This window comes from Mucilaginibacter flavus, assembly GCF_030409315.1.
GTDB classification, from domain to species: Bacteria; Bacteroidota; Bacteroidia; order Sphingobacteriales; family Sphingobacteriaceae; genus Mucilaginibacter; species Mucilaginibacter flavus.
The window spans coordinates 240439-263912 of sequence record NZ_JAUFPS010000041.1; the positions used below are offsets into that span (position 1 = coordinate 240439).

The following is a 23474-nucleotide window of genomic DNA, read 5'->3' on the forward strand; positions in this document are numbered from 1 at the left end:
AATTATGAAAACGATAAAATATTTTGCGCTGTTGTGTATGTTGGGCGTGCTTACCTGGCTAAGCTCATGTACCAAAACAACAGGCGACGCGTATAAGAAATACGAAAAAGGCGGCGAGATCACCTATCCCGGCCGGGCCGACTCGGTATTGGTAAACTCGGGCTACAACAAAGTGAGGGTTTCGGTGGTTTTGGGCAATGATCCTTTGGTTACCAAAGTAAAAATTTACTGGAACAACCAGTTAGATTCCATAGAATCGCCGGTTACACATACCACCGGTAAGGATACTGCCAAAATAATTATCCCCAACTTAACAGAGGGCAATTATAACTTTACAGTTTACACTTATGATAGCCAAAACCATAAATCGGTAGTAAGCAACGCTTCGGGTGTGGTTTATGGGCCAAGTTACCTGGCATCGTTAACTAACCGCACTTTAAAATCGCTGGTTCCATCTGCCGATGGCAATAAAATTGAAATTGCCTGGGGCGCGGCTGCCGGTGGGGAATTGGGTATTGAAGTTAACTATATTGCCCTAAGCGGCGCTGCTAAAACAATTATAGTACCGCCAACAATAACCAATACCGAACTACCCGATTTTAAAGAAAGTACACAGCTTACTTACCGATCATTATATAAACCTGATTCTTCGGCCTTCGAAACTTTTTCGCCGGCTTTATCGTCAGTTACCCTGCCTAAATTTGAAAGGGAGCTATCAAAAGCCAACTTTAAAATAGTAATACTGCCAACGGATATATTAGAAGGGGGTTACGGCTGGTTGGAAAATTATTTATGGGATGAAAACTATAATCCTCCAGGCTTTGCAACTCAATCCCAAATCCCATGCTGGTTTACTTTTGATGCTGGTGAATCAACAGCGATAGATAGATTTAAAGTTTGGCAGGCCAATGACAGGTTGTACGATTTGCAGAATGTTAAAACATTTGAACTATACGGCAGTAATAGTCCGGCATCTGACGGCAGCTGGGCCAGCTGGACTAAAATTGGTTCATACAGTTCTGTTAAACCATCTGGCTTACCCGTCGGGCAAATGACACAGGCCGATATTGATTTTGCCAAAGCAGGTGAGGAGTTTACCGCACCGAATGGTACGGCCAAATTCAGATATTTCCGTTTTAAACTGCTCACTAACTGGGGCGGCGGCGATTTCATGACCATGGAAGAGTTTTCGTTTTACACCAGGGATAGGTAGTGAGCTGTAAGGTTCAAATGAAGCGAGTTAGGGGATTTGCAATCCCTTTTTTTGGGGAAGAAGGCAATGTCATTAAGTTAAGGATTTTCTCCCCCATAGGGGGTAGAGCTTTGTAGAAAAAACAAGAGATAATGCTCCATGCCGTAGGTACGGAACCTGTGTAGCGTACCTACGGCACGCAAAAATATTAATTTTCGCATGCTACAAAGCTTTTGCTCCGATGGAGCAACCTGTCAATCTCTTAACTTAATGACATCGGTGGAAGGCGGAGGTATGGGTTTAATCAATTATTCATTCCTTCGTTTCTCGTCGGTTTTAGAAAGTTCTTCGCGAATTTGCGCACATCTCAACCGCATCCATTTCGGTTGGAGGGAATTAAAAAAGTTTAGCAACAAAACCCGGCAACACGCCGGGTTTTGTTGCTAAACCGATATTTTTTGTTTAGTTAATCAATTTAGCAACAAGTATTAAGGTAAGATGCTAACTTTAGCAACCAATAAATAACAAAACCAACCCTATGATTAAACCCATTTTAAATACAGCGCTTGCTTTGTTGTGCACGTTACAGCTTGCCCAGGCAAAAGTTACCCTGCCATCTGTCTTTAGCGATAACATGGTTTTACAGCAAAAAACTAAAGCCGCCATATGGGGCAAGGCTGATGCCGGTAAAACGGTAACCATTACTACAACCTGGTCTGGTAAAAAATATACCGCTATTACCGGTGCCGATGGCAGCTGGAAAATAAAAGTGGCTACACCATCATACGGTGGCCCGTATACCATTACCATATCTGATGGGGAAGCCATTGAATTAAAAAATGTATTGATAGGAGAGGTGTGGGTTTGCTCGGGCCAATCGAACATGGAAATGCCGCTGGCGGGCTGGGGCAAGATCAATAATTACGAAAAAGAAATAGCCGATGCCAATTATCCAAACATCCGGCTTTTGCGCCTGGTGCAGGTAACGAGTAACGTTCCTTTGGCTGATGCTAAAGTTGCCAACGGGGGATGGACGGAATGTTCACCAACTTATGTTGCCGATTTTTCGTCGGTAGCTTATTTTTTTGCAAGGGAGGTGTATAAAAAAACAAATATCCCTGTCGGCGTAATTAATACTTCATGGGGAGGTACCATAGCGGAAGCCTGGACAAGCGGGCCGGCACTGAAAACTATGCCCGATTTTGCCGATGCCGCCGCCAAAATTGAAACCGAGAATTTAGCCGATGCCCAAAAAGAATACCAGGTAAAAATTCAGGAATGGCAAAGTCTTATTACTCAAAAAGATTCGGGTTATAGCGAGGGCAAAGCCAAATGGATAGGGCAGGATCAGGATGTATCCAAATGGCGCGAAATGGTTTTACCTGGCTTTTTAGAAAAAACACTTTCTAATTTTGATGGTGTACTTTGGTTTCATAAAAAAGTAGTTGTGCCCGATAGCTGGGCAGGTAAACCACTTAAACTGAGTTTGGGATCTATTGACGATGCCGACATTACCTGGTTTAATGGCGAAAAGGTTGGCGAAACCAATAATTATCTTGCTCCAAGGGTTTACACCATTCCGGGTAACCTGGTTAAGGCCGGCGAGAATATCATCAACGTAAGGGTATATGATGGTGCCGGCAATGGTGGTTTTTACAGCGATGCCAAACAATTATTCCTGGCTAATGATGCTGGCGAACAAATACCGCTGAGCGGTGCATGGCCATATCGTATCGGGTTAAACTTAAGGGATATGCCGTCGTTTCCTACAGATCCTAAAAGCCCTAACCGGCCAACCATGATATTTAATGCCATGATTAATCCGTTTACCCAGTTTGCCATTAAAGGGGCTATCTGGTACCAGGGTGAATCAAACACCGGTAGGGCATATCAGTACAGGGATTTGTTCCCAACCATGATTAAAGACTGGCGTAAGCAATGGGATAGGGGCGATTTCCCTTTTTACTTTGTGCAATTGGCCAATTACTACTATACCCAAACTCAACCCGGCGCATCTGACTGGGCCGAATTACGTGAAGCACAACTCAGAACCTTGTCCCTGCCAAACACCGGTATGGCCGTAGCCATTGATTTGGGTGGTTTTGATATTCACCCCAAAAATAAACAGGAAGTAGGGCGCAGGTTAGGGCTTGTAGCGCTGGCCAAAACGTATGGCGAAAACATAGATTATTCTGGTCCAATTTTTAAGAAGTTTTCGGTAGATAAAGATAAGGTCACCCTCTCATTCCAATTTGCTACCGGCGGGCTTAAAACTCCCGATGGCCAACCCATCAAGGGCTTCGCCATTGCCGGTGCCGACCAGAAGTTTTACTGGGCCGATGCTACAATAGTGGGCGATAAGGTAGTAGTGAGTAGTCCGCAGGTAACCGAACCGGTGGCGGTAAGGTATGCCTGGGGTATTAACCCGGTATGTAATTTATACAACGGGGCCAATTTACCCGCATCACCTTTCCGTACGGATGACTGGCCTGGCATCACCTTTAATAAAAAGTAATTATTATAAAACTAAAAACCCTTCCCGGCTATAACCAGGAAGGGTTTTTGTTTACTTCTGAAACTGGTTGTTGAGCAACTGCTCCCAGTCTTTAGCTTGCTGTTCAAGCTGTTTTAGAGCAAGTTCGTTATCCATAAACTGCTCATAAAACGGAATGCTGCAAACCAGGCGGTTAACAGGATCTGCCACTTGCAGTATTATTGATTTTACCGCATTGCCGTTCATGCTTTTAAGCACATAGCAGCGTGCGGCCTTGCTCAAATCATTAATAGCAATACCTTCCGCCGAGCCAAACAACAGGGCTTTACCTGCTTGTGCCCAACCTATTATTTTGTTGCCAAGCAACTCGGTGCGGGTTAAACTCAATTGGTGTTCATTTGCCACGCTTTGAAGCCTTTGATTTAAAGCGGCTATGCGTTTTTGTTTTGATTTACGGGTGATGATCACCACTGGTATAAGTACAATAGATAATAAAACGCCCGCAACCAGGGCATTTTCCGTTATATGGTTCATGCTGATAAATTAAAATTGATAAATACGCTAATAAAAGCGCGCTAATAAAATGTAATAAAATCAGCAAGCTTTACCAGAAGCCGTGAAAGGGGAAAAGAATGAGCCGGTAAAACCGGGAAGTGGGTACTGTTAACCGATTATTTAAATAAAGATCAGTAACTTGGGTTAAACTAAGCGCTGTGTTTGAAGTTAAGCAAGCATCTGCCGAAGCTGTAATTTGTAACGCCGGTAAATGAATTTCGGTCCCGGTTTCGGCTATCAGTTGGTTATGATGAACACTTTGTTTAACATTAGCTGCCTCGGTTTTAGTGGTTTGTTGTTTACCGGTAGCCGCATACGCCTTTATCCCGCTTAGTTGAAAAGCGAGAATCATGATTATAAGCAGTAAGGACGTTAATAACTTACGCGGCATTTTACAAAGGTAAGTATTTTTAAGATGGCAGAGACGAGATATAGGATGGCATACTGGGCAAATGCATCTAAATTATTAGCGACAATAAGCCGTTATTTAAATGATAGTTAACGGGATATGCTTAGTGCCTGGCCGATATAAGCATCAAAGGATAATTTACTTTTATTGGCTGATCCGGGTTGAATACCTCATATGGCAAGGGAATGTATGTTAACCATGTAAAAAATATAAATAATTGATTATCAATTATTTATTAAAAACACATTCAAAATATGTTAAGTTATGTTAACCCTATTAAAAACGTTTACACTGGGATGGCATATTAGCTTGAAGTTCTGAGTTTTAAAATAGTGCAAGGTTTTAAAGGACAATTAAACAACCCATTAATTAATATTTGATATGAACGTACCAGAGCAAATTGAAAATTACATTACCAGTCAGCCCGAACCTAAACGTAATGACATGGAGGAGTTGCACAGGCGTATCCTTAATGCTTTACCTGGATGTAAATTATGGTTCTTAGATGGTAGAAACAGCGAGAATAAAATTGTCAGCAATCCTAACATAGGTTATGGGCTTTATACCATCAAATATGCTGATGGAACAACGAGGGAATTTTATCAGATTGGCATGAGTACCAATACAACCGGGATTTCGGTTTATATTCTTGGTATTGAAGATAAAACGTACTTAGCCCAAACTTATCGTGAAAAGTTAGGCAAAGCGAGCGTAACGGGTTATTGCATTAAATTCAAAAAATTAAAAGATATCAATATCGATGTACTTGAAGCGGCAATAAAAGACGGCGTTGAAATTACCCGTGAAAAATAAATCTTCGAGCTACGGTTTTGCTGATTCTTTATTGAGGCGGTAAATTTTTACGGCATCAAAATATTGTATATGTTTATCCGATGAAATTTAGCGAAGCTGCTGGTCTGCATAATAAACAAAACATCGGTTGGATCAATAATTTACGTTTGATATCTATGTTTGCCGTGATTGTGTTGCATACCACTTCGCCATTGCTTTTCGCCATTAAAGGAACATCCCAGTGGGATTGGATCACCGGCGATATTTACAACGCGCTTGTACGTTTCGCGGTACCGGTGTTTGTGATGATTACCGGAGCCTTATCATTAAACCGCGAATATGAGCTGCGCGATTTCCTCAAAAAACGAATTGGTCGACTCATACTGCCCTTCATTTTCTGGAGCCTGGTTTATATAGGCTACCGCCTGTATAACGAAGAGATCACCTTTACCATGGATATATGGGCCGATACCAAATTTGTTTTGCATCAGCTTATCAGTGGTAGTTATTATCATTTATGGTACGTGTATGAGTTGATGGGTTTGTACCTCATCATTCCTGTTTTAAGCAAATTTGTACAAAATGCCACCGAAAAAGAACTGCTATACTTCCTGGTGATTTGGTATTTAACCCTGATTATCGGCACGCCGTATCTTAGCAAATTCAACGCTGCTATTGATCTTCATAATTTTACGGGTTATATAGGCTACCTGGTGTTGGGATATTATCTTACTTACAAACAGTTCAACTTTCGCGCTATCCCGGTGCTTGCGGCTGTGGTATTTATATTCTTTGTGATTTTAATTACGGAAGGAACTTATTACCTGCAGGTAAAAGACCATCAACTAAAAACCTTCTTCTATGAGCCTGTTGGCCCCGTTGTGGCTGTGTTCGCTGCAAGCGCCTTGTTGATGGCTAAATACATTAAAGTTCAGCTTAACCCTAAGATAAAAAGCGTTTTTGATAACGCATCTAAATACACCCTGGGCATTTACCTGAGCCACGCGCTGGTGCTTAATTTTTTTGATCTGAATGATATTAACTACGCCATGTTTTCGCCTTTGATCAGCATCCCGCTGATAGCTTTGGCTTGTTTCCTGCTGGCCTGGTTGCTGGTTTATATCATGAGTAAAATTCCCGGTGTAAAATACCTCGTGGGATAAGACAACTCGGAAAAAAATATATACTAAATCTATCGTATTTATTACACGCAGGTAAAAGTCAAAACTGTATTTTTAGCGGCATGCTATTCTTATCAAGCAGGATAGCTTCAATCCATCATCTTTACCTGTTGATATGAAAAGAATTGGTTTAGCAGTTGCAGGCTTATTATTTGCCTCGCTTTTTGTGTTTTTTACACGCCCTAAAAAGCCAACTGTAGCAAAGGTTGCAGATACCCGCCCCAACATAGTAGTGATTCTTGCCGATGATATGGGCTTTTCAGACATTGGCTGCTATGGTTCAGAAATTCATACGCCTAATATTGATTACCTTGCGGGTCATGGAATCCGTTATACCCGTTTTTATAATACCTCCCGTTGTTGTCCCACAAGGGCATCGCTTTTAACCGGGCTTTATAATCAACAGGCCGGCATCGGTAATATGACTGATGTAGAGGATGAACCGGGTTATCTTGGTCATTTGGCCGAAAATTCTGTTACTCTTGCCGAGGTGTTGAAAGAGGCCGGCTACCATACGGCCATGTCGGGCAAATGGCATGTGAGCAATACCATCGGGCAAAAAGATCCAAAAGAACAGCAAAAATGGCTTAATCATCAAAGCTATTACCCAATATTTTCGCCATTAGCACAATATCCAACCAATAGAGGCTTCGAAAAGTTTTTTGGTACTATTTGGGGCGTAGTTGATTATCATGATCCCTTTAGCCTGGTAAGCGGCACTACGCCCATTAAAACCGTACCTAAAAACTATTACCATACCGATGCCATTAATGATACTGCGGTAGCTTATATCAAAGACTTTAGCAAGGATAGCAAACCGTTCTTTTTATACGTTGCCGAAAATGCCCCGCATTGGCCACTGATGGCTTTGCCAGAGGATATTGCCAGATATAAAGATACGTATAAAGTAGGGTGGGATACCATTCGCGCAAGGCGTTATCGTAATCTGGTTAGGACCGGTATTATTGATCCTGCCAAAGCCCCGTTATCACCGCGTTTTAAAAACGAATTGAGTTGGGAAAATAATCCCGATAAAGAATGGGATGCTGCCGCTATGGCTGTACATGCTGCTATGATTGATAGGATGGATCAGGGCATTGGTCGCATTATTAAAGCTTTAAAGGATGCCGGTAAACTTGATAACACCCTCATTGTATTTTTGAGCGATAATGGTGCGAGTAATGAAAATTGCACTGCTTACGGCCCCGGCTTCGATCGCCCGGATCAAACCCGCACTGGCGAAAAAATTGTTTACGATATGAAAAAGCAGGTATTGCCCGGTTTGGAAACTTCGTACGCTTCCATCGGTGCCCGCTGGGCCAATGTAGCCAACACGCCGTACCGGTATTGGAAAGCCGAATCATATGAGGGAGGTGTGCATACACCGATGATTGCTTTTTGGCCTAAAGGGATTACCGTAAAAAACGGCAGTTTATCTAACCAGTTAGGTCACGTGAAAGATTTTATGGCCACGTTTGTTGAATTGGCTAAAGCCCAATACCCGCTTACCTACAAGGGGCATGCTGTGTTACCAACCCAGGGTAAAAGCATCGCATCGTCATTTAAGGGTATTATCCGCCCCGATGAGGCTTTATTCAACGAACATTATGGCGCGCGCTATGTGCGGTATGATGGTTGGAAAGCAGTATCACTATCAAATGATACCACCTGGAATTTATACCACATTAATGCCGATGAAACTGAAATTAATGATGTAGCTCATAAATATCCCGATAAATTAAACCGGATGGTTGGTATGTGGCACCAGTGGGCTGCTGCAAACAATGTATATCCTAAACCACATGGAAAATAACAGTTTGGTAAATATGTATAAATCTAAAATTCTCCTCAAGCTATCCCTTATTTTAACCGGGATAATACTCAGTGTGAATGCTTACTCGCAAAAAAGGCCAAACGTAATTTTTGTTTTGGCCGATGATATGGGCTATTCAGATTTGAGCTGTTATGGCAACCCGGTTATTAAAACGCCTTTTTTGGATAAAATGGCGCAGAAAGGAGTGAGGGAAACTAACTACGTGGTATCAAGCCCATCGTGTACACCTTCGCGGGCGTCGTTGTTGACTGGTCGGTATGCATCCCGTATGAACCTGCCTTATCCAATTGCCCCTGGCTCAAAATTAGGCTTGCCAGATCAGGAAGTAACCATTGCCGAGATGCTAAAAAGCGTAGGTTATAGAACTGCAATGATAGGCAAGTGGCATCTTGGCGATCATATGCCTTATAATCATCCCATGGCACAGGGTTTTGATTCATATTATGGTTTATTATACAGCCATGATTATCATGCACCGTATGTACAAAGCGATACCACGTTAAAGATTTTCCGTAACCATAAGCCCGAGGTTATAAAACCCGCCGATTCCTCGTTAGTTGATCTGTATACTAAAGAGACTGTTAAGTTTATTAAACAACAGAAAAAAGACAAACCATTTTTTCTGTACCTGGCGCATAATATGCCGCATTTACCGGTGGCGTTTGCGTCGTCAAAAAAGAATAAAGGCCGGTCGGACGGAGGACATTTGGGGGACGTGATAGAGCAACTGGATGCCAGTTTGGCCGAGATTTGGAAAGTGCTGGAAAAACAGGGTTTAGCCGATAATACCATTTTTATGTTTTCGAGCGATAACGGCCCATGGATAGAGTTTCCTTCACGCATGGAAGGTGATGGTGCTACCAAACACTGGGACGCAGGTACAGCGGGAGTCTTCCGCGGCAGCAAAGGCCAAAGCTATGAAGGTGGAGTGCGTGAGCCATTTATTGTGTACTGGAAAGGGCATACGCCTGTAAATGCTACCGTTACCAGCATGGTTAGCAACCTGGATGTACTGCCAACCCTTGCCCAATGGACAAACGCGCCGCTGCCCAAAGGCCGAACCCTCGATGGTCAATCCATATCTGACGTATTACTGGGCAAAGCGCCACGCCATCCAAAACACCGCGAAATTTATTATGTAAATAACGGCATTTGTGAGGCTGTAAGGCAGGGCGATTGGAAATACCGCGAAGTTAAAGCCGAAAACAGCAGCGGTGGTATTTTAAGCAAACCACAGCAAACTGTAACCGAACTTTTTAACCTGTCATACGATCCGAGCGAACGCACCAACGTAATAAACGACTATCCGGAGCTGGCAAAGCAGTTGAAGGTTTTGTTTGATAAATTTCCCGGGAATACGGAAAACGGAAGTCTTTAATATTAAAGAGAGAAAAAATTATAAAAGAAAAGCCCCCGATTTCGAGGGCTTTTCTTTTATAATTTGTCAATTGCTTCCTGTTCACGCAGGGCGGCTATATTGTTTTTGTCGCTATAGCTTTCGGTTTGGCTGGCAAAGTCTTCCAGTATGGCCGCAATAGTGTCAAGGTTATCAGCAACACGCTGGTGCATTTCGGGCAGGTCTTTCTCCAGGCGTTTATCGCCAAGTTCTATATTATCAACCTCAATTTTGGCCAGTTTGGTTATAATGGCCTGTTGGCTGTTTTTCAAGTCTTCCAGTTCATGGACAATTTTTTCCATTAGTCCGAATCTCTTTAACTTATCCATAGTAGTATGTTTTTTAATTTTTAGTATATAAGCTTAACTCCAAATAATAAAAATTGTTTAGCATTTGGATATTTCATCTATAACTAATAATTTAGTTGATATGAAAAGCACCATCATCCTTGCCTTATTTATGTGTTTATTAACACCGGTTTTTGCGCAGCAATCTGTCAATGCCATCGATGCTCAATTGTTAGATTATTACCAGAACCAGCGCTTCGCGGAAGCAACCGATCTGCTTAAAAAAACATATCCCGAACCTGTAACCGATGTGAAGGTGCTAAGTAAACTGGCTTATACATCTAACATGGCAGGTAAGCTGCCAGATGCCGAAGGGTATTACCAAAGGATTTATGCTATTGATTCTACAAATAACGGTGTTTTGTATAGTTTAGGATCAATCAACCTGCGTAGAGGCAATAACGCAAAGGCCGAAGTCTACTATAAAATTTTGGCGCAAAAGGACACTACTAACTTTTTGGTGTTTAAGCAGCTGGCTAAAATAGAACAGGATAAAAGTAATTATGAGGGTATGGTAGCTTACCTGCAAAAAGCCAATAAACTTAACCCGGCCGAGGCAGATGTGGCATCCGACCTGAGCGATATGTACGTGAATTTGAAACTGCTTGACCAGGCCGAAAAAGTGTTGAGTATCGCCATTAGCACTGACCCCGAAAATATAGTATTGCTGCAAAGCCTGCTTAAATTAACTTATGCCGAAAAAAAATACGATGTGGTAAAAAGTACTTGTCTTAAACTGATAGCCGCAGGGGCCGAAAATGGAATGGTGTTAACCAAACTTGAATCGGCCTATTATAATTTAAAGGAGTACGAATGCAGTATTGACGCTTTTAAAAGAATCCCCGAAATCAATCAATCTGAAACCAGTTACTATATCGCCGCGCTTGATTTTAAAATGCTTAAAGATCAATCGGCAGCTATAGAAAATATTGGCAAGGCAATTGAAGCCGGCATCTCGCCCAATATAGCCGACTACTACGCCGAAATGGCTGATAGTTATGATATTAAAAAGAAATTTAAGGCCGCCATCTTCGCCTACCAAAAAGCTTTACAGTTTGATGAAAAGCCCCTTATTTATTACCTGATGGCTACCATGTATGACGACGAGATTAAAGACAAAAAACAGGCCGTGAAGTATTACAAAAAATTTATGAGCAGCAAACTTACCGGCAAGCAACAAAAGTATGTGGCTTACGCGCAATCAAGGATAAAAGAATTATCCAATAAAGCTATCTGATGCTTAACGATTTATTAAACGGGCCACGTATTTCCCAATAATGTCAAATTCCAGGTTCACCACCGAGCCTTCAGTTACATTATGGAGGTTGGTATGCTCAAAGGTATACGGAATAATGGCTACAGAAAAGCTATTGGCCTTTGAATTTACAACAGTAAGACTAATACCATTTACGCAAATAGAACCTTTTTCGACAGTTACGTTGCCATTTGCGGCATCGTATTCAAAGGTGTACTCCCAGCTGCCGTCTAAAGTTTTAAATGCCGTGCATACGGCGGTTTGGTCTACATGACCCTGTACAATGTGCCCATCAAGGCGGGCGTTCATTTGCATACAGCGTTCCAGGTTTACCGGTTCGCCAACTTTAAGGTGGCCAAGGCTGGTTTTATTGAGGGTTTCTTCAATGGCGGTAACGGTATGGAAACCATCGCCAAGGGCTATAACGGTTAAGCAAACACCATTGTGTGCAACCGATTGATCGATTTTTAACTCGTGCGCAATGGCCGATTCGACCGTGATATGTAAATTCCCCTGATCGTGTTTCAGATCGGTTATTTTTCCTAAAGTTTCTATTATTCCTGTAAACATGAAGCTTGCTAATCCTTAAGTAGACGAATTTTTGATGAGCAAAGCTAAAATATTACCGCGGCATGTTTGTCAGCCGGGGATTAAATTATTTGAAATTGCTGGCCAGATCAAAGCGTTTGTTTCGTAAATCTTTACCACCTTCGATAACCGATTTAAGATTAGCGAGGTAAAATACCCAGCCGGTTTGGCATTGCACATACAGGTTTTTAGCAGGGTCGCTTTCTTCGGGAATGTTTTCCTGGGTAAGCTCAACAACAGTTAAGCCCAGTTTGGTTTGAATATCGACGGTTACAACGCTGCCGCCCGAGAATGTGAACTTGAGCAAATCGGTGCCGTTATTTTCCAGTACCTGGCCGTTTTCAAAGCTGTTATCATCATAGCCATGCCAATACCAGATATAGGTGTCTTCTTTTTTTATAAATTCTTCCTTATCCCGTAACCTGCCTGCTATGGCAAAAAAATCGGCTTTGCGTAAAAACCAGCTTTCTAAACCTGCCGGCGTAGCCCAGGCTTCATAAATGCTGCGTACATCGGTATCAAAATCGGCAGTAAGTTTAAATTTACTCCATCTTTCGTCGGCCATAGTTATATTTTTTAGGATTTGGGTTCGATATAAAAATAACAAATATTAATTATGCTTGTATTAACAGTAACTAAAATTTAACCATGCCCAAACAAAGCGCCGGGATTCTCCTGTATCGAAAAGTTGATAGCCAATTACAGGTGTTCCTGGTACATCCGGGCGGCCCATTCTGGAAAAATAAAGATGAGGGCAGCTGGTCTGTTCCCAAAGGAGAGTATGAAGACGATGAAGAACCTTTGGATGCAGCCAGGCGAGAGTTTTATGAAGAAACCGGGCATTATATAGTTGGCGATTTTAGAGCGCTATTACCCGTTAAACAAAAAAGCGGTAAAATTATACACGCCTGGGCGGTGGAGGGTGATATAGACCAGCATCAAATTAAAAGCAATTTGTTTGAAATGGAGTGGCCCCCAAAATCGGGCAAAAAGCAATCCTTTGCCGAGGTGGATAGGGGAGACTGGTTTACTATTGAGCAAGCCAAAATAAAAATGAATGTGGCGCAGGTGGCATTGTTGGAAGAATTAGTGCGCTGTTAAAGGCCTATGAAGTTTTCGAAACGTTGTAGCTTGAGATATAAAAACGCTTGTGCCCTGCAGCAGCTTTAGGTTTACCTAAAGCTGCAAAATTTTCGTATATTTGCATAACAAACGGAAATTTATAGCTATTTCCTCATAGCCATCCACTCGTCAATTGTTATTGATCAGGTTTCATTTTATCCCCGCTGATACCGTTGCTGCCCGGAATTAATTGATGTATCCTCTTCATATATTACCCGATACCGAACGTTAGTTCCGTTGATTTTGATTGATTGTGGTGAGTACCGGGAAAAGCGCATTGTTTAACTAAATTTTGATAAAACATGGCTAAATCGCAAGCAACTTTCATGAAAAAACAACTCGAAAAAAATCGTCAGAAAAAGAAGGAAGATAAAGAGCAGCGTAAATTAGAGCGTCAGCAAAATGGTGGCGGTGGCGATCTGGAAAGCATGATGGCTTACGTTAATGAATTTGGCGAAATTGTATCTACCCCTCCCGAAAAGAAAGCATAATTTCTTTTCGCTTTACAATATTATGTAGTGTGGCAATTGAATGGTACACTACATAACAAATTGTAATTTTCATACAACATATACAGTTGTATCATTTTTAAGCATCGTATGTTTGAGGATGCTTAATTCTATTTAAAATTCTGCACTTTGTGATTGAACCTTTTTGATTTTTAATTGTCATACATCAAAGTTGACAACTAAAAATCCTATGAAAATTAACTTATACCTCATGTTGGCAGTGGGAATGATGGCATCATGCGCCGGAAACGGTAATAACAGTACCGATGACACATCCGGTACAAAAATTGCGCCGGCAGATACACAACTTAGCAGCGCGCCCGGCACACCGGCTGTGAACATGCAGTACTGCTTTTTTCACACAGACGGCACTCAAGCCCAGGATACAACAAAAGTAAGCATGCTTATTAATGATGATAAAGTTACCGGCAACATGCAATGGCTTCCTAAGGAAAAAGATGCCCGAAAAGGCACATTAACGGGCACCCTTGCCGGTAATGCCATTAAAGCCCTATGGACTTTTAACCAGGAAGGCAAACCAGATACTATGACTGTAGAGTTTCAGTTACGGGGTAACGCGCTTGCTCAAAAGCCCTATAAATACGAGACCAAAACAGGTAAAGAGCAAACTGATGCCGCGGCAGATTATAAAGTGATTTACAATATGACTAATTGTAAGTAATTTTTTAAATTAGATTAAAATATATCCGAAGAATGAAAACCAGGGACACCAGTATATTATACCTCGTATTAGGTTTGTACACTTTAATGATCAGTTGGCATTATAACCATTCGCCAATTTTATTATTGATCCATTACCTCATGTGGCCGGTTTATCTCATCTACGAATTGCTGATAGGGCATCTTGCACATGGCCTTTGGAAAACTATACCACTATCGTACTTTAATTAAAGTAACATTAAAATAAAAATAACGCTATTCAAAAGTCCCGGCCAATAAAGTCGGGGCTTTCTGTTTGGGTATTGTTGTAATGGGAAGTAAACTATATCCTTTATTCAGTTTCAACAAAAAGGTGTGGTAAATTTTAACTACCACACCTTTTTATTTATACTTTTTCAACTACAACAGCTGTACCATACGCCAGCACTTCGGTGATGCCCTGCATTACTTCATTGGCATCGTAACGCATATTGATGATGGCGTTGGCACCAATTGCCTGCGCGTGCTGAATCAATAATTGATAAGCTTCTTCGCGGGCATTTTCGCAAAGCTCTACATAAATAGAAAGCCGACCGCCAAAAAGCGACTGAAAACCTCCTGCTATGTTGCCCAGTGCGCTGCGGCTGCGTACGGTAATACCTCTAACAACGCCTAAATGCTTAACAACACGATAGCCATCTAAGCCGGTGCTGGTTGTAATAAGTGATGTATCCATTTTAAAATTGATTAATTAATATTTAGAGTATTGATCACATTAAATGTTACTAATAAATTATTACAGCTTAACACGGTAATAGTTGGTGCTGGCTATCTTAATCGGCTGTTTTTAAGCAAGCTGTTGCATTGCTTATTTGTATTTGCACAAATAAGAAGTTTGCACATGGGTTTTTACCTTAAATGAGGTATTTGCTTCAACCTCAAATGATTGTCCGCCTAAGTATGACTGCCATTCGCTTTCGCCGGGTAGCAGGGCATCCAACTGGCCTTCAATAACGGTCATAGTTTCGTGGCTTGATGTGCCAAATTCATATTCGCCTTTTTCAATTACACCAATAGTGCTTTTACCTTCGGCACTCGTATATCCCAGTGATTTTACCGAGCCTTCAAAATATTCGTTTACGTTAATCATGTTTATAATTTATGCGCCTAAGATGCCTAAATAAAATCAATGTTGCCAAAATATCAACATGAATTATGCAAGCCCTCAATTGCCGAATGTTAAAATATGTGAAAAAATTAACTTTGGTTGTAATTATTAATTCGCAAAGAGCGTTATTTGCAGTAAATATGCAAAGTGCATTTGCACAAACTTTATATATGAGGAAAATTCAACTTATTGTTCTGTTACTTATCCCGGCTATATATTTCCAAAGCTGTAAAAAAGACGTTGTTACTTCTGCTTCTACCACATCTGATAAAATTCTGGCTGCAAACATCAACGGTGTTGAATGGTATCCTGATACGGTAACGGCCAGGATTTCTTATAATGCCACAACTAAAGTAAAAACCTTTTCAGTTTTTGGTTCTGTTGATTTTAAACAGGTTAGATTTAGCCTCAATGTGCCCAATAGTACTAATACCAACAGTTTTCCGGTAGCTACCGTTTTTAAGGTTGACGACACAGGCAAACTAAATATGGCTTACTACACTTTGCAAAGAAATGATGCCGGTCAGTATGTTTATGTACAAACGGGTACTGTAGAAAACGGCTCGGGTACGGCAACCATTACATCAATAGATACCGTTAAAAAGGTAATAACAGGCACTTATTCATTTACCTCAAAAAAGGTTAATTATGATGCCAACGGTAATTATGTTTCGATAGAAATAGCACAAATCTTATTAGGTACTTTTGATAACCTGCCCTATACATTCGGCGATGACGGTCAATAATTGATAGCAATATTATTAAAGTAAAGGCCCCTCTGCCATATGGCAAAGGGGCTTTTACTTTAATAATAGAAATTGTATTAACGGTTAATATCGCCATTGGGTATTTGAGAACGACTTGATAATCACAAATTATGCCTAATATGCGTTACCAAAACTATTGTGACCATGTACAGCAAGCAACCGCTTAACCTCGATCCAAAAAGTATTTTACGATCAACCACTATCATTTATTTTGCGCTGCTGGCCGGGCAGTTGATGTTTGTCGCGGTTACTTTTTTTGTAAATACCAATGCCATTTACCTTGACCTGGCAAATTCGGCAAAATATAACCTGTTTTATTTTGTACCAGCTTTTGCAATTTGTTGCGCGTTCGCAGGGATCTTTATTTTTAAAAAGCTAACATCGGGCTACGTGCAAAAAGCTGTCGACGGAAATTATTCTCTGGCAGAAAAGCTAAGGCTTTTTCAATCGGCGATAATCGTAAGGTCGGCGCTGTTTGAAGGAGCAGCGTTATTTGCCATTGTGAATTTCCTGCTTACCGGCAACCTGTTTTTTATAATTATAGCGGTTTGTTTAATGGTTATTTATTTATCGCTAAGGCCTACTGTGGCTGTTGTTGCAGATACCCTTCAATTGAGTTATGAAGAGAAACTGGAGCTTGAACGATAAGGATTATCCATATTGATGATTTGCGCTTTGTGAGTAGTAGGCAACAGGGCATTGCGCAAAAAAGCTTCTACTTTAATTAATCGTAAAAATTTATAGCCCCAAATTACCAGTTGCAACCATGGTAGACGGCCTAAGTTAAGCCGCTCATGCACCGCTTTTGGGGTAACTAACAGTTGGGCCTGCTTTAATACGCGGTAGCGAGGGGTGCCAAGGTGTTTTTTATATTGGTGATAAAGGTCGATGGTGAAATCGCTGCTGATTAAGTCCTGTTGTAAATGTTCCTGTCGCATTCGCAGGTATTGCTTGTAATTTGCCGGCAAACCAGCCAAATGCATCCGCATACCAACATTATTAAATACCTTAAAAGTTTCTTCTTTTTCTGTTTCGCTAAGTTTATGTTCCAGTAATTCATAGGAACGGATGGATAAGTCGATCAGCAAAAACAAAACATCCCTGTACGCCCAATCCGGAATTTGCGAACCCCGGCTGTTTTCAACACCTTTATGAATCATGTTGATCCTGTCTATCGCTTTAAAAGCATTCTCCTCGCTCGAAAAAATGATCTGTCTGGAATATTCAACTGTCGAAAATAATCGCCTCAAAGGGTCGGCTGGTAACTTGCCGGTAAAGTACAGCCAGTCTACCGCTTTGTTTAACGCAAATTCGGCCGCGGCACCTGCGAAAATAAATAGTATAGTATCGGCCTTGCCCCAAATTTTTCGCACTATCGAATCTTGGTTTACAAAATATTTCACTTCGCTCATACGTTGCTAATTTCTGTTTTACCTGTTTGCAGTTTTATTTTTTCGATGCCTACTACCAATGCTATACCGAGCGTATAGCAACAAATATCTGTCCACGAAAAGGAAGTCCCCAATATTAAGGCCGCGGGAGTGGAGTGCTGTAAGCCCAGTAGTTTGATCAGATGGAAATATTGTGTTATCTCTACCACATAGGCAACGCAAAGAACCACGATAGCAACGGGTAAAAATGCCTTGTTTAAAAAGCTTTTAATAAAGCAGTAAAGCAATATTACTACCAAAAAATCGCCGCCATAAGGTCTTATTAGCTTGTCGTGCATGTATTTACCAATTAAACACTCTGCTGTGAAAAGTATAATGGTTAAGATAAAATAGCTTCTGTGAAATTTAAACATAAAAGTACTTTGTTTAACAAAGTAAATAATAATATTTTACTTTGACAATAGGGTAGTAACCCATTGTGATATATTTGAATATGCAAAAAACAGAACTTGAAAAGATGGTGGCCGGCGAACTTTACGATGCCGGTGATGCCGAACTGGTTGCCGGTCGTTCAAAAGCCCGTCGGCTTTTTATGCAATATAATGCCATTAGTTATGATGATAGAGAGGGTAGGCGTGCTATTTTAAAAGACTTGCTTGGCGGGTTTACGAACGCTATTGATATTCAATCGCCGTTTTACTGCGATTATGGCTTTAATATTTTTGCGGGCGATAACCTGTTTCTGAATTTTAATTGCATCATTTTAGATTGCGCTAAGGTAACTTTTGGCGATAACGTCTTTTTGGCCCCTAATGTGCAACTGTATACTGCTTATCATCCCGTCATCGCATCAGAACGAATTAAAGGGCCTGAATACGCTGCACCGATAACCATAGGCAATAACGTTTGGCTGGGCGGCGGTGTAATTGTATGCCCGGGTGTAACTATCGGCGATAACACCACTATTGGGGCGGGGAGCGTGGTTACTAAAGATATCCCGGCCAATGTAGTGGCTGTTGGCAATCCGTGCCGTGTGATTAAGAAGATTGAACCATAAATATTAGCTGTCGGAGTTTTTAAATAACCATTCCTTATTTTTAATAAACGGCATCAATACAGTGTATTATGGATAACTCAGCCAACAGACTTCCATTCAATATTAACGGAGTTGCACCGTACATTCATGTTTTTGATATGCCGGTGGCGCTGGCTTTTTATAGGGATGTGCTCGGCTTTTCGATTAAATATTCATCAGGAGAGGGTTATGACGTTGATTGGGTATTGTTGCAGCTTAATGATATTGAATTTATGCTCAATACAGCCTATGAAAAGGCAAACCGACCAGCCGCGCCCAATCCATTGAGGATTGACTCGCATGGAGATATAACCTTCTATTTCGGCTGCCGGGAAACTGACGCTTTATATGCACATCTGCAAAACAAGGGAATTAAAGCTACCGGGCCTTTTATAACCACCTATGGCTGGAAAGCTATTTATTTGAAAGATTCCGATGGCTATCAGCTTTGTTTTCATTAGCCGGTGGAGGTTTAGTAAACCTTTGAAAAACATAGGTCGTCACCCAGCCATCAAACCAAATTTTTCATTATCTTCACGCATCACCACACTGTTTGCAATGAAGAAAACTCTTACACTCGGCCTACTGGCTTTATCAGCCACCACTTTCGCGCAGCAAAAAACATTAATGGGTTTTACCCCGGCATCATCGGCTAAGCAACTGGCCGCCGAGAAAACATTCGACGAGGGCCTGAGCGCCCAACGGATTGGGCAAACCATTAAAGATCTTTCGGCATTTCCGCATAATGTGGGTTCGCCGGGCAGTAAAGCGGTTGCCGAAAAAATACTGGCAATGTATAAAAGCTATGGTTTGGATGCGCATATTGAAACCTACACCGTATTGTTCCCAACGCCTAAAACCAGGGTGTTGGAACTTACCGGCCCAAATACTTATACTGCCTTGTTGAAAGAACCAGCCTTACAGCAGGATGCTACATCGGGGCAGCCTAACCAATTACCTACCTACAACGCATGGAGTGCCGATGGTGATGTAAGCGGACAGCTGGTGTTTGTAAATTATGGCTTGCCCAGTGATTATGAAAAACTGGCGGCGATGGGTATTGATGTAAAAGGGAAAATAGTTATTGCCAAGTATGGTCGTTCATGGCGTGGAATTAAGCCTAAGGTTGCTTATGAGCACGGCGCTGTTGGCTGTATCATTTATTCCGATCCGGCAGATGATGGCTATTCGGCGGGTGATGTGTACCCTAAAGGCGCTTATAAAAACGAATTTGGTGTGCAGCGCGGTTCGGTGATGGATATGGTTATCTATCCCGGCGATCCGTTGACACCTGGTGTTGGTGCTACCAAAGATGCCAAACGCCTGGAGAGAAAAGACGCGGTTACGATATTAAAAATTCCGGTGCTTCCTATTAGTTACCATGACGCCCAGCCGCTGCTTGCCGCTTTAGATGGCCCGGTCGTTCCTGAAGGCTGGAGCGGTTCTTTGCCTATTACTTATCATGTTGGCGGCGGTAAGGCAATTGTACATCTTAAAACGGAATTTAATTGGGATCTGGTGCCAGCTTATGATGTTATCGCTAAAATTAAAGGAGCAGTTTATCCTGATGAATGGGTAATGCGTGGCAACCATCACGATGCCTGGGTAAATGGTGCTAACGACCCGATAAGCGGACAAGCCGCCATGATTGAAGAAGCAAAAGCTTTGGGCGATTTGCTTAAAACAGGCTGGAAACCTAAACGTAGCATTGTTTACTGCTCCTGGGACGGCGAAGAACCCGGTTTATTAGGTTCAACCGAGTACGCCGAGGGACACGATAAAGAATTACAGCAAAAAGCGGTGGTTTATATCAATTCAGATAGTAATGCGCGCGGCTTTTTAGGCGCGGGCGGCTCACAGGCGCTTGAAAGTTTAATTGACGAGGTCACCCAGGGCGTAACTGATCCGCAAACCAAAGTAAGTGTGTTCGATAGGAAAAAGGCCATGAAATTGGTAAATGCTAAATCAACCGGGGATAAAAAAGAGATACTGGAAAGCAAAGGCGAAAAGTTGGAAGCCCTGGGTTCAGGTTCTGATTTTTCGGCTTTTCTGCAACATTTAGGTATCCCTACACTTGATTTTGGCTTTGGTGGCGAAGATGGTGGCGGTGAGTATCATTCTATTTACGATTCTTTTGATGATTATACCCGCTTTAAAGATTCCAATTTTGCTTATGGTGTAGCCTTAAGCGAAACCGCCGGTCACACCGTGTTGCGTATGGCCGATGCAGATGTTTTACCTTTTGATTTTCGCAGTTTACAGGCTACCATCAGTAAATATGCTACCGAGCTTACCAAACTGACCGATGATGCCCGTGAGGCCACCAAAATTGATAACCAATTGATTAAAGCCAACTCCTATAATCTTGCTGCCGATCCGACAGTGCAGTTCAAGGCGCCCGTGGCAAAAGATACCGTTCCGCCGATAGATTTTAAACCGCTTACAGGCGCGCTGGATTCCCTGAAAAAGAGTGCCGATAAACTGGCCGTTTACTGGAGCGCATCAGTATTAAAAGATGGCGACCACGATAAACTGAATAAACTACTTTACCAGGCCGAGCAACAATTACTTACCGTAGAAGGCCTGCCTCGCCGCGGCTGGTATAAACACACCATTTACGCTCCTGGTTTTTACACCGGCTATGGCGTTAAAACTGTACCTGGTATCCGCGAAGCTATAGAGCAACGCAATTGGGCGGAGGTTAAGGAACAGATTGGCGTGGTTGCGGGGAGGATTAACGCTTTGGCCAATTATTTGACGGCGGGAGCGAAGTAAATATTATCATGATCCGGAAATAAAATGAATAAATATGATGCCGTAAAACAGCTGATTGAAGCCAATAGTGGCGATATTAATTTGGGCGAATATGGAGCAGGCGACGGCCCCTCACAGTCACAGATAGCAATTGTGCAGAAGCTTTTGGGCGTCACTTTTCCACCTTCTTACATTTGGTGGCTAAATAATTATGGAGGGGGAGAAATTAAAGGTGAAGAAATATTCAGTATTTATGAGACTCCGGGAATTTCCGGAGGTGATATTGTTTATGTTAATGAACTTAACAGGGAAAATGGTTTGATTAACACCAGTCAACTTGTTATACAATATAGCGATTTAAATGGAATATTTTTCTTTGACTTGTCGCATCCCGATTTAGATGGCGAGTACGAGGTATATAATAACCCATCGGAACCCAGAAAGTATGCTCATGATTTTCTCGATTTTTTGGAAAGAAGAATCACAGATAAATATTAATCTAAGCATATAGGCGTAGTGGGGCTGAAAGCTGTAATTACTATGCTCAACTGGTTGAAATATAGCGCAGAAATAGATGTGGCACCTACGGAGCCAAAACATGAGTATTTATCTATGCTATAAACACGGGGCTACGCTGTAGCCTGTATTTTACAACTCCAGCGGAGTTTCGTGTTTATAGCTATCATGTCTCGTCCCGATTTTGGCTCCGTAGGTGCCACCTTTAACTCCCGCGAGGTTAGCGCAGCGTAACTCGTGGGTAAAACTGGAGGAGGCCTTTGGCTTCCGTTTACCTTGATGTAGTAGTGCAGCTGAAAGCTGCAACCATATTACCTCACGGGCTGAAAGCCCGCGGGAGGTAAAGTTCTAAATTCTTTTACTTAACCATCTTTTCGCAAATCTCCACCAAGTCATTAGCAATAGTTTTAAAACTCAAACTCCGTTCAAAATGCGCCAATACCGTAGCCGATAGTTTTGCGTGATTCATTCCCTGCAAGGCTTTTAAAGTATTGCCCAGCGCCTCAGCATCACCAACGTTGTATAAAAAGCCGTATTCGCCATTGGCGGTAATTTTTTGGTACGATGGGATATTGGTGACAACCGGGATGCAACCGCAGGCCATGGCTTCTAACAAGGCATAGCCGCTGCCTTCTTTATGGCTGCCAGATACGTAAAAATCTGCCGCGCTAAACCAGTAAGGCATATCGGCATTGGGGATTTTACCAACCAAAATAACAGCTTTAGATAAAACGGGGTTGCTTGCCAGTTTTTGTTCAATATCGGCAAGCAAGGTGTCGGTTTGATAGATCATATACAATTTGGCGTCGGCATTTGCGGCTAAATACTGTTCAAAACCATTAATTACCGTTAGCGGGTCCTTATTGGCGTTTAGGTGACCAGTCCAAATTAAATTGTTATCGCCTTTGACGCCGGTGTACATTTTGCTTACCTGCTTATCTATCGGTCTAAAACCGGTGGAGGCCTCTAAAATTTCGTGTACGTTGGCATTTGGCGCGAGGATTTTTTTTTGCTTCCAGATTTCCGCATTGCCATTCGATGTAAAGAAAAAAGCGTCGGCCATGCTACATGCTATTTTCTCCAGCCGGCCTTTAATTCCTTTGGAAGGCAATTCGCCATGGTGCTGAATAATAAGTTTGAACTTTTTACCGCAAAACAGCCGTAAAAACATCACCTGAACCGGGAAAACCAGGCCTTGCACTATAACAACATCGGGCTTTAACCGCTTAATAAACCGGTGTGTTTTTAATGAAACCGACCAGAATTTATTATCACCCTTAAAAAAATAATAGGGGATGTCATCCATGACTACGTGCTGTTCAAAACCAGCGTGTTTTACAAAAATAAAATCGAGTTTATCTTTTAAGTATGATGCAAAACTTAGGGCAGGAGCATGATTGTCCAAAACATCGGTAGGTTTTGAATAATTTAAATGTGAATGGTAAATAAGGTCGACGACTTTGATCAAG

Annotated in this window: 27 protein-coding genes; 17 read left to right on the forward strand and 10 right to left on the reverse strand. The window is 41.8% G+C overall.

The annotated features are described in order from the left end of the window. The first annotated feature begins 4 nt into the window (after positions 1-4). Both QWZ17_RS20210 and QWZ17_RS20215 read left to right on the forward strand, forming a co-directional pair. Complete coding sequence (locus QWZ17_RS20210) at positions 5-1213, forward strand: DUF4998 domain-containing protein (protein WP_290307117.1); 1209 nt, start codon at positions 5-7, stop codon at positions 1211-1213. Positions 1214-1730: 517 nt separating this feature from the next. After that, a complete protein-coding gene (locus QWZ17_RS20215) occupies positions 1731-3707 on the forward strand; it encodes a sialate O-acetylesterase (RefSeq protein ID WP_290307118.1) in 1977 nt (658 codons plus the stop codon). Positions 3708-3758: 51 nt separating this feature from the next. On the opposite strand, the gene QWZ17_RS20220 is transcribed toward QWZ17_RS20215, so the two are convergent. Together QWZ17_RS20220 and QWZ17_RS20225 are read right to left on the reverse strand one after the other, a co-directional pair. Continuing rightward, positions 3759-4220 carry a hypothetical protein gene (locus QWZ17_RS20220; RefSeq protein ID WP_290307119.1) on the reverse strand — a complete coding sequence of 154 codons (462 nt, stop codon included), beginning with the start codon at positions 4218-4220 and terminating at the stop codon, positions 3759-3761. A gap of 70 nt (positions 4221-4290) precedes the next feature. Beyond that, positions 4291-4593, reverse strand: a complete 303-nt coding sequence (locus QWZ17_RS20225) for a hypothetical protein (RefSeq protein WP_290307120.1) — start codon at positions 4591-4593, stop codon at positions 4291-4293. Between the two features lie 438 nt (positions 4594-5031). Here QWZ17_RS20225 and QWZ17_RS20230 point away from each other — a divergent pair, with 438 nt between their 5' ends. The 4 genes from QWZ17_RS20230 (at position 5032) to QWZ17_RS20245 (ending at position 9835) form a co-directional block, all read left to right on the forward strand. Then, on the forward strand, positions 5032-5463 hold the full coding sequence (locus QWZ17_RS20230) for a DUF1801 domain-containing protein (RefSeq protein ID WP_290307121.1): 432 nt from the start codon (positions 5032-5034) through the stop codon (positions 5461-5463). Positions 5464-5543: 80 nt separating this feature from the next. After that, complete coding sequence (locus QWZ17_RS20235; RefSeq protein WP_290307122.1) at positions 5544-6605, forward strand: acyltransferase; 1062 nt, start codon at positions 5544-5546, stop codon at positions 6603-6605. Between the two features lie 133 nt (positions 6606-6738). Next, positions 6739-8436, forward strand: a complete 1698-nt coding sequence (locus tag QWZ17_RS20240) for an arylsulfatase (protein ID WP_290307123.1) — start codon at positions 6739-6741, stop codon at positions 8434-8436. After that, positions 8426-9835 (forward strand): sulfatase family protein, encoded by a 1410-nt coding sequence (locus tag QWZ17_RS20245; RefSeq protein WP_290307124.1) that lies wholly within the window; start codon positions 8426-8428, stop codon positions 9833-9835. Before QWZ17_RS20240 ends, QWZ17_RS20245 begins: the two co-directional genes overlap by 11 nt. A 56-nt stretch (positions 9836-9891) precedes the next feature. Here QWZ17_RS20245 and QWZ17_RS20250 read toward each other — a convergent pair whose 3' ends face one another. After that, positions 9892-10182 (reverse strand): hypothetical protein, encoded by a 291-nt coding sequence (locus tag QWZ17_RS20250; protein ID WP_290307125.1) that lies wholly within the window; start codon positions 10180-10182, stop codon positions 9892-9894. Between the two features lie 100 nt (positions 10183-10282). On the opposite strand from QWZ17_RS20250, the gene QWZ17_RS20255 reads away from it, so the two are divergent. Further along, on the forward strand, positions 10283-11437 hold the full coding sequence (locus QWZ17_RS20255; protein WP_290307126.1) for a tetratricopeptide repeat protein: 1155 nt from the start codon (positions 10283-10285) through the stop codon (positions 11435-11437). A 3-nt stretch (positions 11438-11440) separates the two neighbouring features. Here the strand turns inward: QWZ17_RS20255 and QWZ17_RS20260 are convergent, their stop codons facing one another. Next, positions 11441-12025 carry a riboflavin synthase gene (locus QWZ17_RS20260; protein WP_290307127.1) on the reverse strand — a complete coding sequence of 195 codons (585 nt, stop codon included), beginning with the start codon at positions 12023-12025 and terminating at the stop codon, positions 11441-11443. Positions 12026-12110: 85 nt separating this feature from the next. Further along, positions 12111-12608, reverse strand: a complete 498-nt coding sequence (locus tag QWZ17_RS20265) for an SRPBCC family protein (RefSeq protein ID WP_290307128.1) — start codon at positions 12606-12608, stop codon at positions 12111-12113. An 83-nt stretch (positions 12609-12691) separates the two neighbouring features. On the opposite strand from QWZ17_RS20265, the gene QWZ17_RS20270 reads away from it, so the two are divergent. From QWZ17_RS20270 to QWZ17_RS20285, 4 genes are all read left to right on the forward strand, one after another. Next, positions 12692-13144 (forward strand): NUDIX hydrolase, encoded by a 453-nt coding sequence (locus tag QWZ17_RS20270; RefSeq protein WP_290307129.1) that lies wholly within the window; start codon positions 12692-12694, stop codon positions 13142-13144. Positions 13145-13467: 323 nt separating this feature from the next. After that, the gene (locus tag QWZ17_RS20275) at positions 13468-13656 is read left to right on the forward strand and encodes a hypothetical protein (protein WP_290307130.1); all 189 of its coding nucleotides are present in this window, start codon (positions 13468-13470) and stop codon (positions 13654-13656) included. A gap of 208 nt (positions 13657-13864) precedes the next feature. Next, entirely contained in the window at positions 13865-14356 is a 492-nt protein-coding gene (locus tag QWZ17_RS20280; RefSeq protein ID WP_290307131.1) for a hypothetical protein, read from the forward strand. A gap of 32 nt (positions 14357-14388) precedes the next feature. Beyond that, entirely contained in the window at positions 14389-14586 is a 198-nt protein-coding gene (locus tag QWZ17_RS20285; RefSeq protein ID WP_290307132.1) for a hypothetical protein, read from the forward strand. A gap of 154 nt (positions 14587-14740) precedes the next feature. On the opposite strand, the gene QWZ17_RS20290 is transcribed toward QWZ17_RS20285, so the two are convergent. Both QWZ17_RS20290 and ppnP read right to left on the reverse strand, forming a co-directional pair. After that, positions 14741-15070 carry a YbjQ family protein gene (locus tag QWZ17_RS20290; protein ID WP_147052092.1) on the reverse strand — a complete coding sequence of 110 codons (330 nt, stop codon included), beginning with the start codon at positions 15068-15070 and terminating at the stop codon, positions 14741-14743. Between the two features lie 132 nt (positions 15071-15202). Continuing rightward, complete coding sequence (gene ppnP, locus QWZ17_RS20295; RefSeq protein WP_290307133.1) at positions 15203-15484, reverse strand: pyrimidine/purine nucleoside phosphorylase; 282 nt, start codon at positions 15482-15484, stop codon at positions 15203-15205. A 188-nt stretch (positions 15485-15672) separates the two neighbouring features. On the opposite strand from ppnP, the gene QWZ17_RS20300 reads away from it, so the two are divergent. Together QWZ17_RS20300 and QWZ17_RS20305 are read left to right on the forward strand one after the other, a co-directional pair. Continuing rightward, positions 15673-16248 (forward strand): hypothetical protein, encoded by a 576-nt coding sequence (locus QWZ17_RS20300; protein WP_290307134.1) that lies wholly within the window; start codon positions 15673-15675, stop codon positions 16246-16248. Between the two features lie 165 nt (positions 16249-16413). Continuing rightward, entirely contained in the window at positions 16414-16917 is a 504-nt protein-coding gene (locus tag QWZ17_RS20305) for a hypothetical protein (protein ID WP_290307135.1), read from the forward strand. Here QWZ17_RS20305 and QWZ17_RS20310 read toward each other — a convergent pair. Both QWZ17_RS20310 and QWZ17_RS20315 read right to left on the reverse strand, forming a co-directional pair. Then, entirely contained in the window at positions 16887-17681 is a 795-nt protein-coding gene (locus QWZ17_RS20310) for an oxygenase MpaB family protein (RefSeq protein ID WP_290307136.1), read from the reverse strand. The two genes, QWZ17_RS20305 and QWZ17_RS20310, sit on opposite strands and share 31 nt — an antisense overlap. Continuing rightward, on the reverse strand, positions 17678-18073 hold the full coding sequence (locus QWZ17_RS20315; protein ID WP_290307137.1) for a ribosomal maturation YjgA family protein: 396 nt from the start codon (positions 18071-18073) through the stop codon (positions 17678-17680). The genes QWZ17_RS20310 and QWZ17_RS20315 overlap by 4 nt, the downstream gene beginning before the upstream one ends. A gap of 80 nt (positions 18074-18153) precedes the next feature. On the opposite strand from QWZ17_RS20315, the gene QWZ17_RS20320 reads away from it, so the two are divergent. The 4 genes from QWZ17_RS20320 (at position 18154) to QWZ17_RS20335 (ending at position 21987) form a co-directional block, all read left to right on the forward strand. Beyond that, entirely contained in the window at positions 18154-18717 is a 564-nt protein-coding gene (locus tag QWZ17_RS20320; RefSeq protein WP_290307138.1) for a sugar O-acetyltransferase, read from the forward strand. Positions 18718-18785: 68 nt separating this feature from the next. Continuing rightward, complete coding sequence (locus QWZ17_RS20325; protein ID WP_290307139.1) at positions 18786-19196, forward strand: VOC family protein; 411 nt, start codon at positions 18786-18788, stop codon at positions 19194-19196. 97 nt (positions 19197-19293) lie between these two features. After that, positions 19294-21510: a transferrin receptor-like dimerization domain-containing protein gene (locus tag QWZ17_RS20330; RefSeq protein WP_290307140.1), complete on the forward strand. Its 2217-nt coding sequence runs from the start codon at positions 19294-19296 to the stop codon at positions 21508-21510. 24 nt (positions 21511-21534) lie between these two features. Further along, positions 21535-21987, forward strand: coding sequence for an SMI1/KNR4 family protein (locus QWZ17_RS20335; RefSeq protein WP_290307141.1), 453 nt, complete (start codon positions 21535-21537; stop codon positions 21985-21987). Positions 21988-22363: 376 nt separating this feature from the next. Here QWZ17_RS20335 and QWZ17_RS20340 read toward each other — a convergent pair whose 3' ends face one another. Continuing rightward, on the reverse strand, positions 22364-23473 hold the full coding sequence (locus QWZ17_RS20340; RefSeq protein WP_290307142.1) for a glycosyltransferase family 4 protein: 1110 nt from the start codon (positions 23471-23473) through the stop codon (positions 22364-22366). Between the last annotated feature and the right edge of the window lies 1 nt (position 23474).

Excerpts from the sequence above, each read along its gene's own strand:
- QWZ17_RS20210 (WP_290307117.1), top strand. The coding sequence starts at position 5 with ATGAAAACGATAAAATATTTTGCGCTGTTGTGTATGTTGGGCGTGCTT.
- QWZ17_RS20215 (WP_290307118.1), top strand. The coding sequence starts at position 1,731 with ATGATTAAACCCATTTTAAATACAGCGCTTGCTTTGTTGTGCACGTTA.
- QWZ17_RS20220 (WP_290307119.1), bottom strand. The coding sequence starts at position 4,220 with ATGAACCATATAACGGAAAATGCCCTGGTTGCGGGCGTTTTATTATCT.
- QWZ17_RS20225 (WP_290307120.1), bottom strand. The coding sequence starts at position 4,593 with ATGATTCTCGCTTTTCAACTAAGCGGGATAAAGGCGTATGCGGCTACC.
- QWZ17_RS20230 (WP_290307121.1), top strand. The coding sequence starts at position 5,032 with ATGAACGTACCAGAGCAAATTGAAAATTACATTACCAGTCAGCCCGAA.
- QWZ17_RS20235 (WP_290307122.1), top strand. The coding sequence starts at position 5,544 with ATGAAATTTAGCGAAGCTGCTGGTCTGCATAATAAACAAAACATCGGT.
- QWZ17_RS20240 (WP_290307123.1), top strand. The coding sequence starts at position 6,739 with ATGAAAAGAATTGGTTTAGCAGTTGCAGGCTTATTATTTGCCTCGCTT.
- QWZ17_RS20245 (WP_290307124.1), top strand. The coding sequence starts at position 8,426 with ATGGAAAATAACAGTTTGGTAAATATGTATAAATCTAAAATTCTCCTC.
- QWZ17_RS20250 (WP_290307125.1), bottom strand. The coding sequence starts at position 10,182 with ATGGATAAGTTAAAGAGATTCGGACTAATGGAAAAAATTGTCCATGAA.
- QWZ17_RS20255 (WP_290307126.1), top strand. The coding sequence starts at position 10,283 with ATGAAAAGCACCATCATCCTTGCCTTATTTATGTGTTTATTAACACCG.
- QWZ17_RS20260 (WP_290307127.1), bottom strand. The coding sequence starts at position 12,025 with ATGTTTACAGGAATAATAGAAACTTTAGGAAAAATAACCGATCTGAAA.
- QWZ17_RS20265 (WP_290307128.1), bottom strand. The coding sequence starts at position 12,608 with ATGGCCGACGAAAGATGGAGTAAATTTAAACTTACTGCCGATTTTGAT.
- QWZ17_RS20270 (WP_290307129.1), top strand. The coding sequence starts at position 12,692 with ATGCCCAAACAAAGCGCCGGGATTCTCCTGTATCGAAAAGTTGATAGC.
- QWZ17_RS20275 (WP_290307130.1), top strand. The coding sequence starts at position 13,468 with ATGGCTAAATCGCAAGCAACTTTCATGAAAAAACAACTCGAAAAAAAT.
- QWZ17_RS20280 (WP_290307131.1), top strand. The coding sequence starts at position 13,865 with ATGAAAATTAACTTATACCTCATGTTGGCAGTGGGAATGATGGCATCA.
- QWZ17_RS20285 (WP_290307132.1), top strand. The coding sequence starts at position 14,389 with ATGAAAACCAGGGACACCAGTATATTATACCTCGTATTAGGTTTGTAC.
- QWZ17_RS20290 (WP_147052092.1), bottom strand. The coding sequence starts at position 15,070 with ATGGATACATCACTTATTACAACCAGCACCGGCTTAGATGGCTATCGT.
- ppnP (WP_290307133.1), bottom strand. The coding sequence starts at position 15,484 with ATGATTAACGTAAACGAATATTTTGAAGGCTCGGTAAAATCACTGGGA.
- QWZ17_RS20300 (WP_290307134.1), top strand. The coding sequence starts at position 15,673 with ATGAGGAAAATTCAACTTATTGTTCTGTTACTTATCCCGGCTATATAT.
- QWZ17_RS20305 (WP_290307135.1), top strand. The coding sequence starts at position 16,414 with ATGTACAGCAAGCAACCGCTTAACCTCGATCCAAAAAGTATTTTACGA.
- QWZ17_RS20310 (WP_290307136.1), bottom strand. The coding sequence starts at position 17,681 with ATGAGCGAAGTGAAATATTTTGTAAACCAAGATTCGATAGTGCGAAAA.
- QWZ17_RS20315 (WP_290307137.1), bottom strand. The coding sequence starts at position 18,073 with ATGTTTAAATTTCACAGAAGCTATTTTATCTTAACCATTATACTTTTC.
- QWZ17_RS20320 (WP_290307138.1), top strand. The coding sequence starts at position 18,154 with ATGCAAAAAACAGAACTTGAAAAGATGGTGGCCGGCGAACTTTACGAT.
- QWZ17_RS20325 (WP_290307139.1), top strand. The coding sequence starts at position 18,786 with ATGGATAACTCAGCCAACAGACTTCCATTCAATATTAACGGAGTTGCA.
- QWZ17_RS20330 (WP_290307140.1), top strand. The coding sequence starts at position 19,294 with ATGAAGAAAACTCTTACACTCGGCCTACTGGCTTTATCAGCCACCACT.
- QWZ17_RS20335 (WP_290307141.1), top strand. The coding sequence starts at position 21,535 with ATGAATAAATATGATGCCGTAAAACAGCTGATTGAAGCCAATAGTGGC.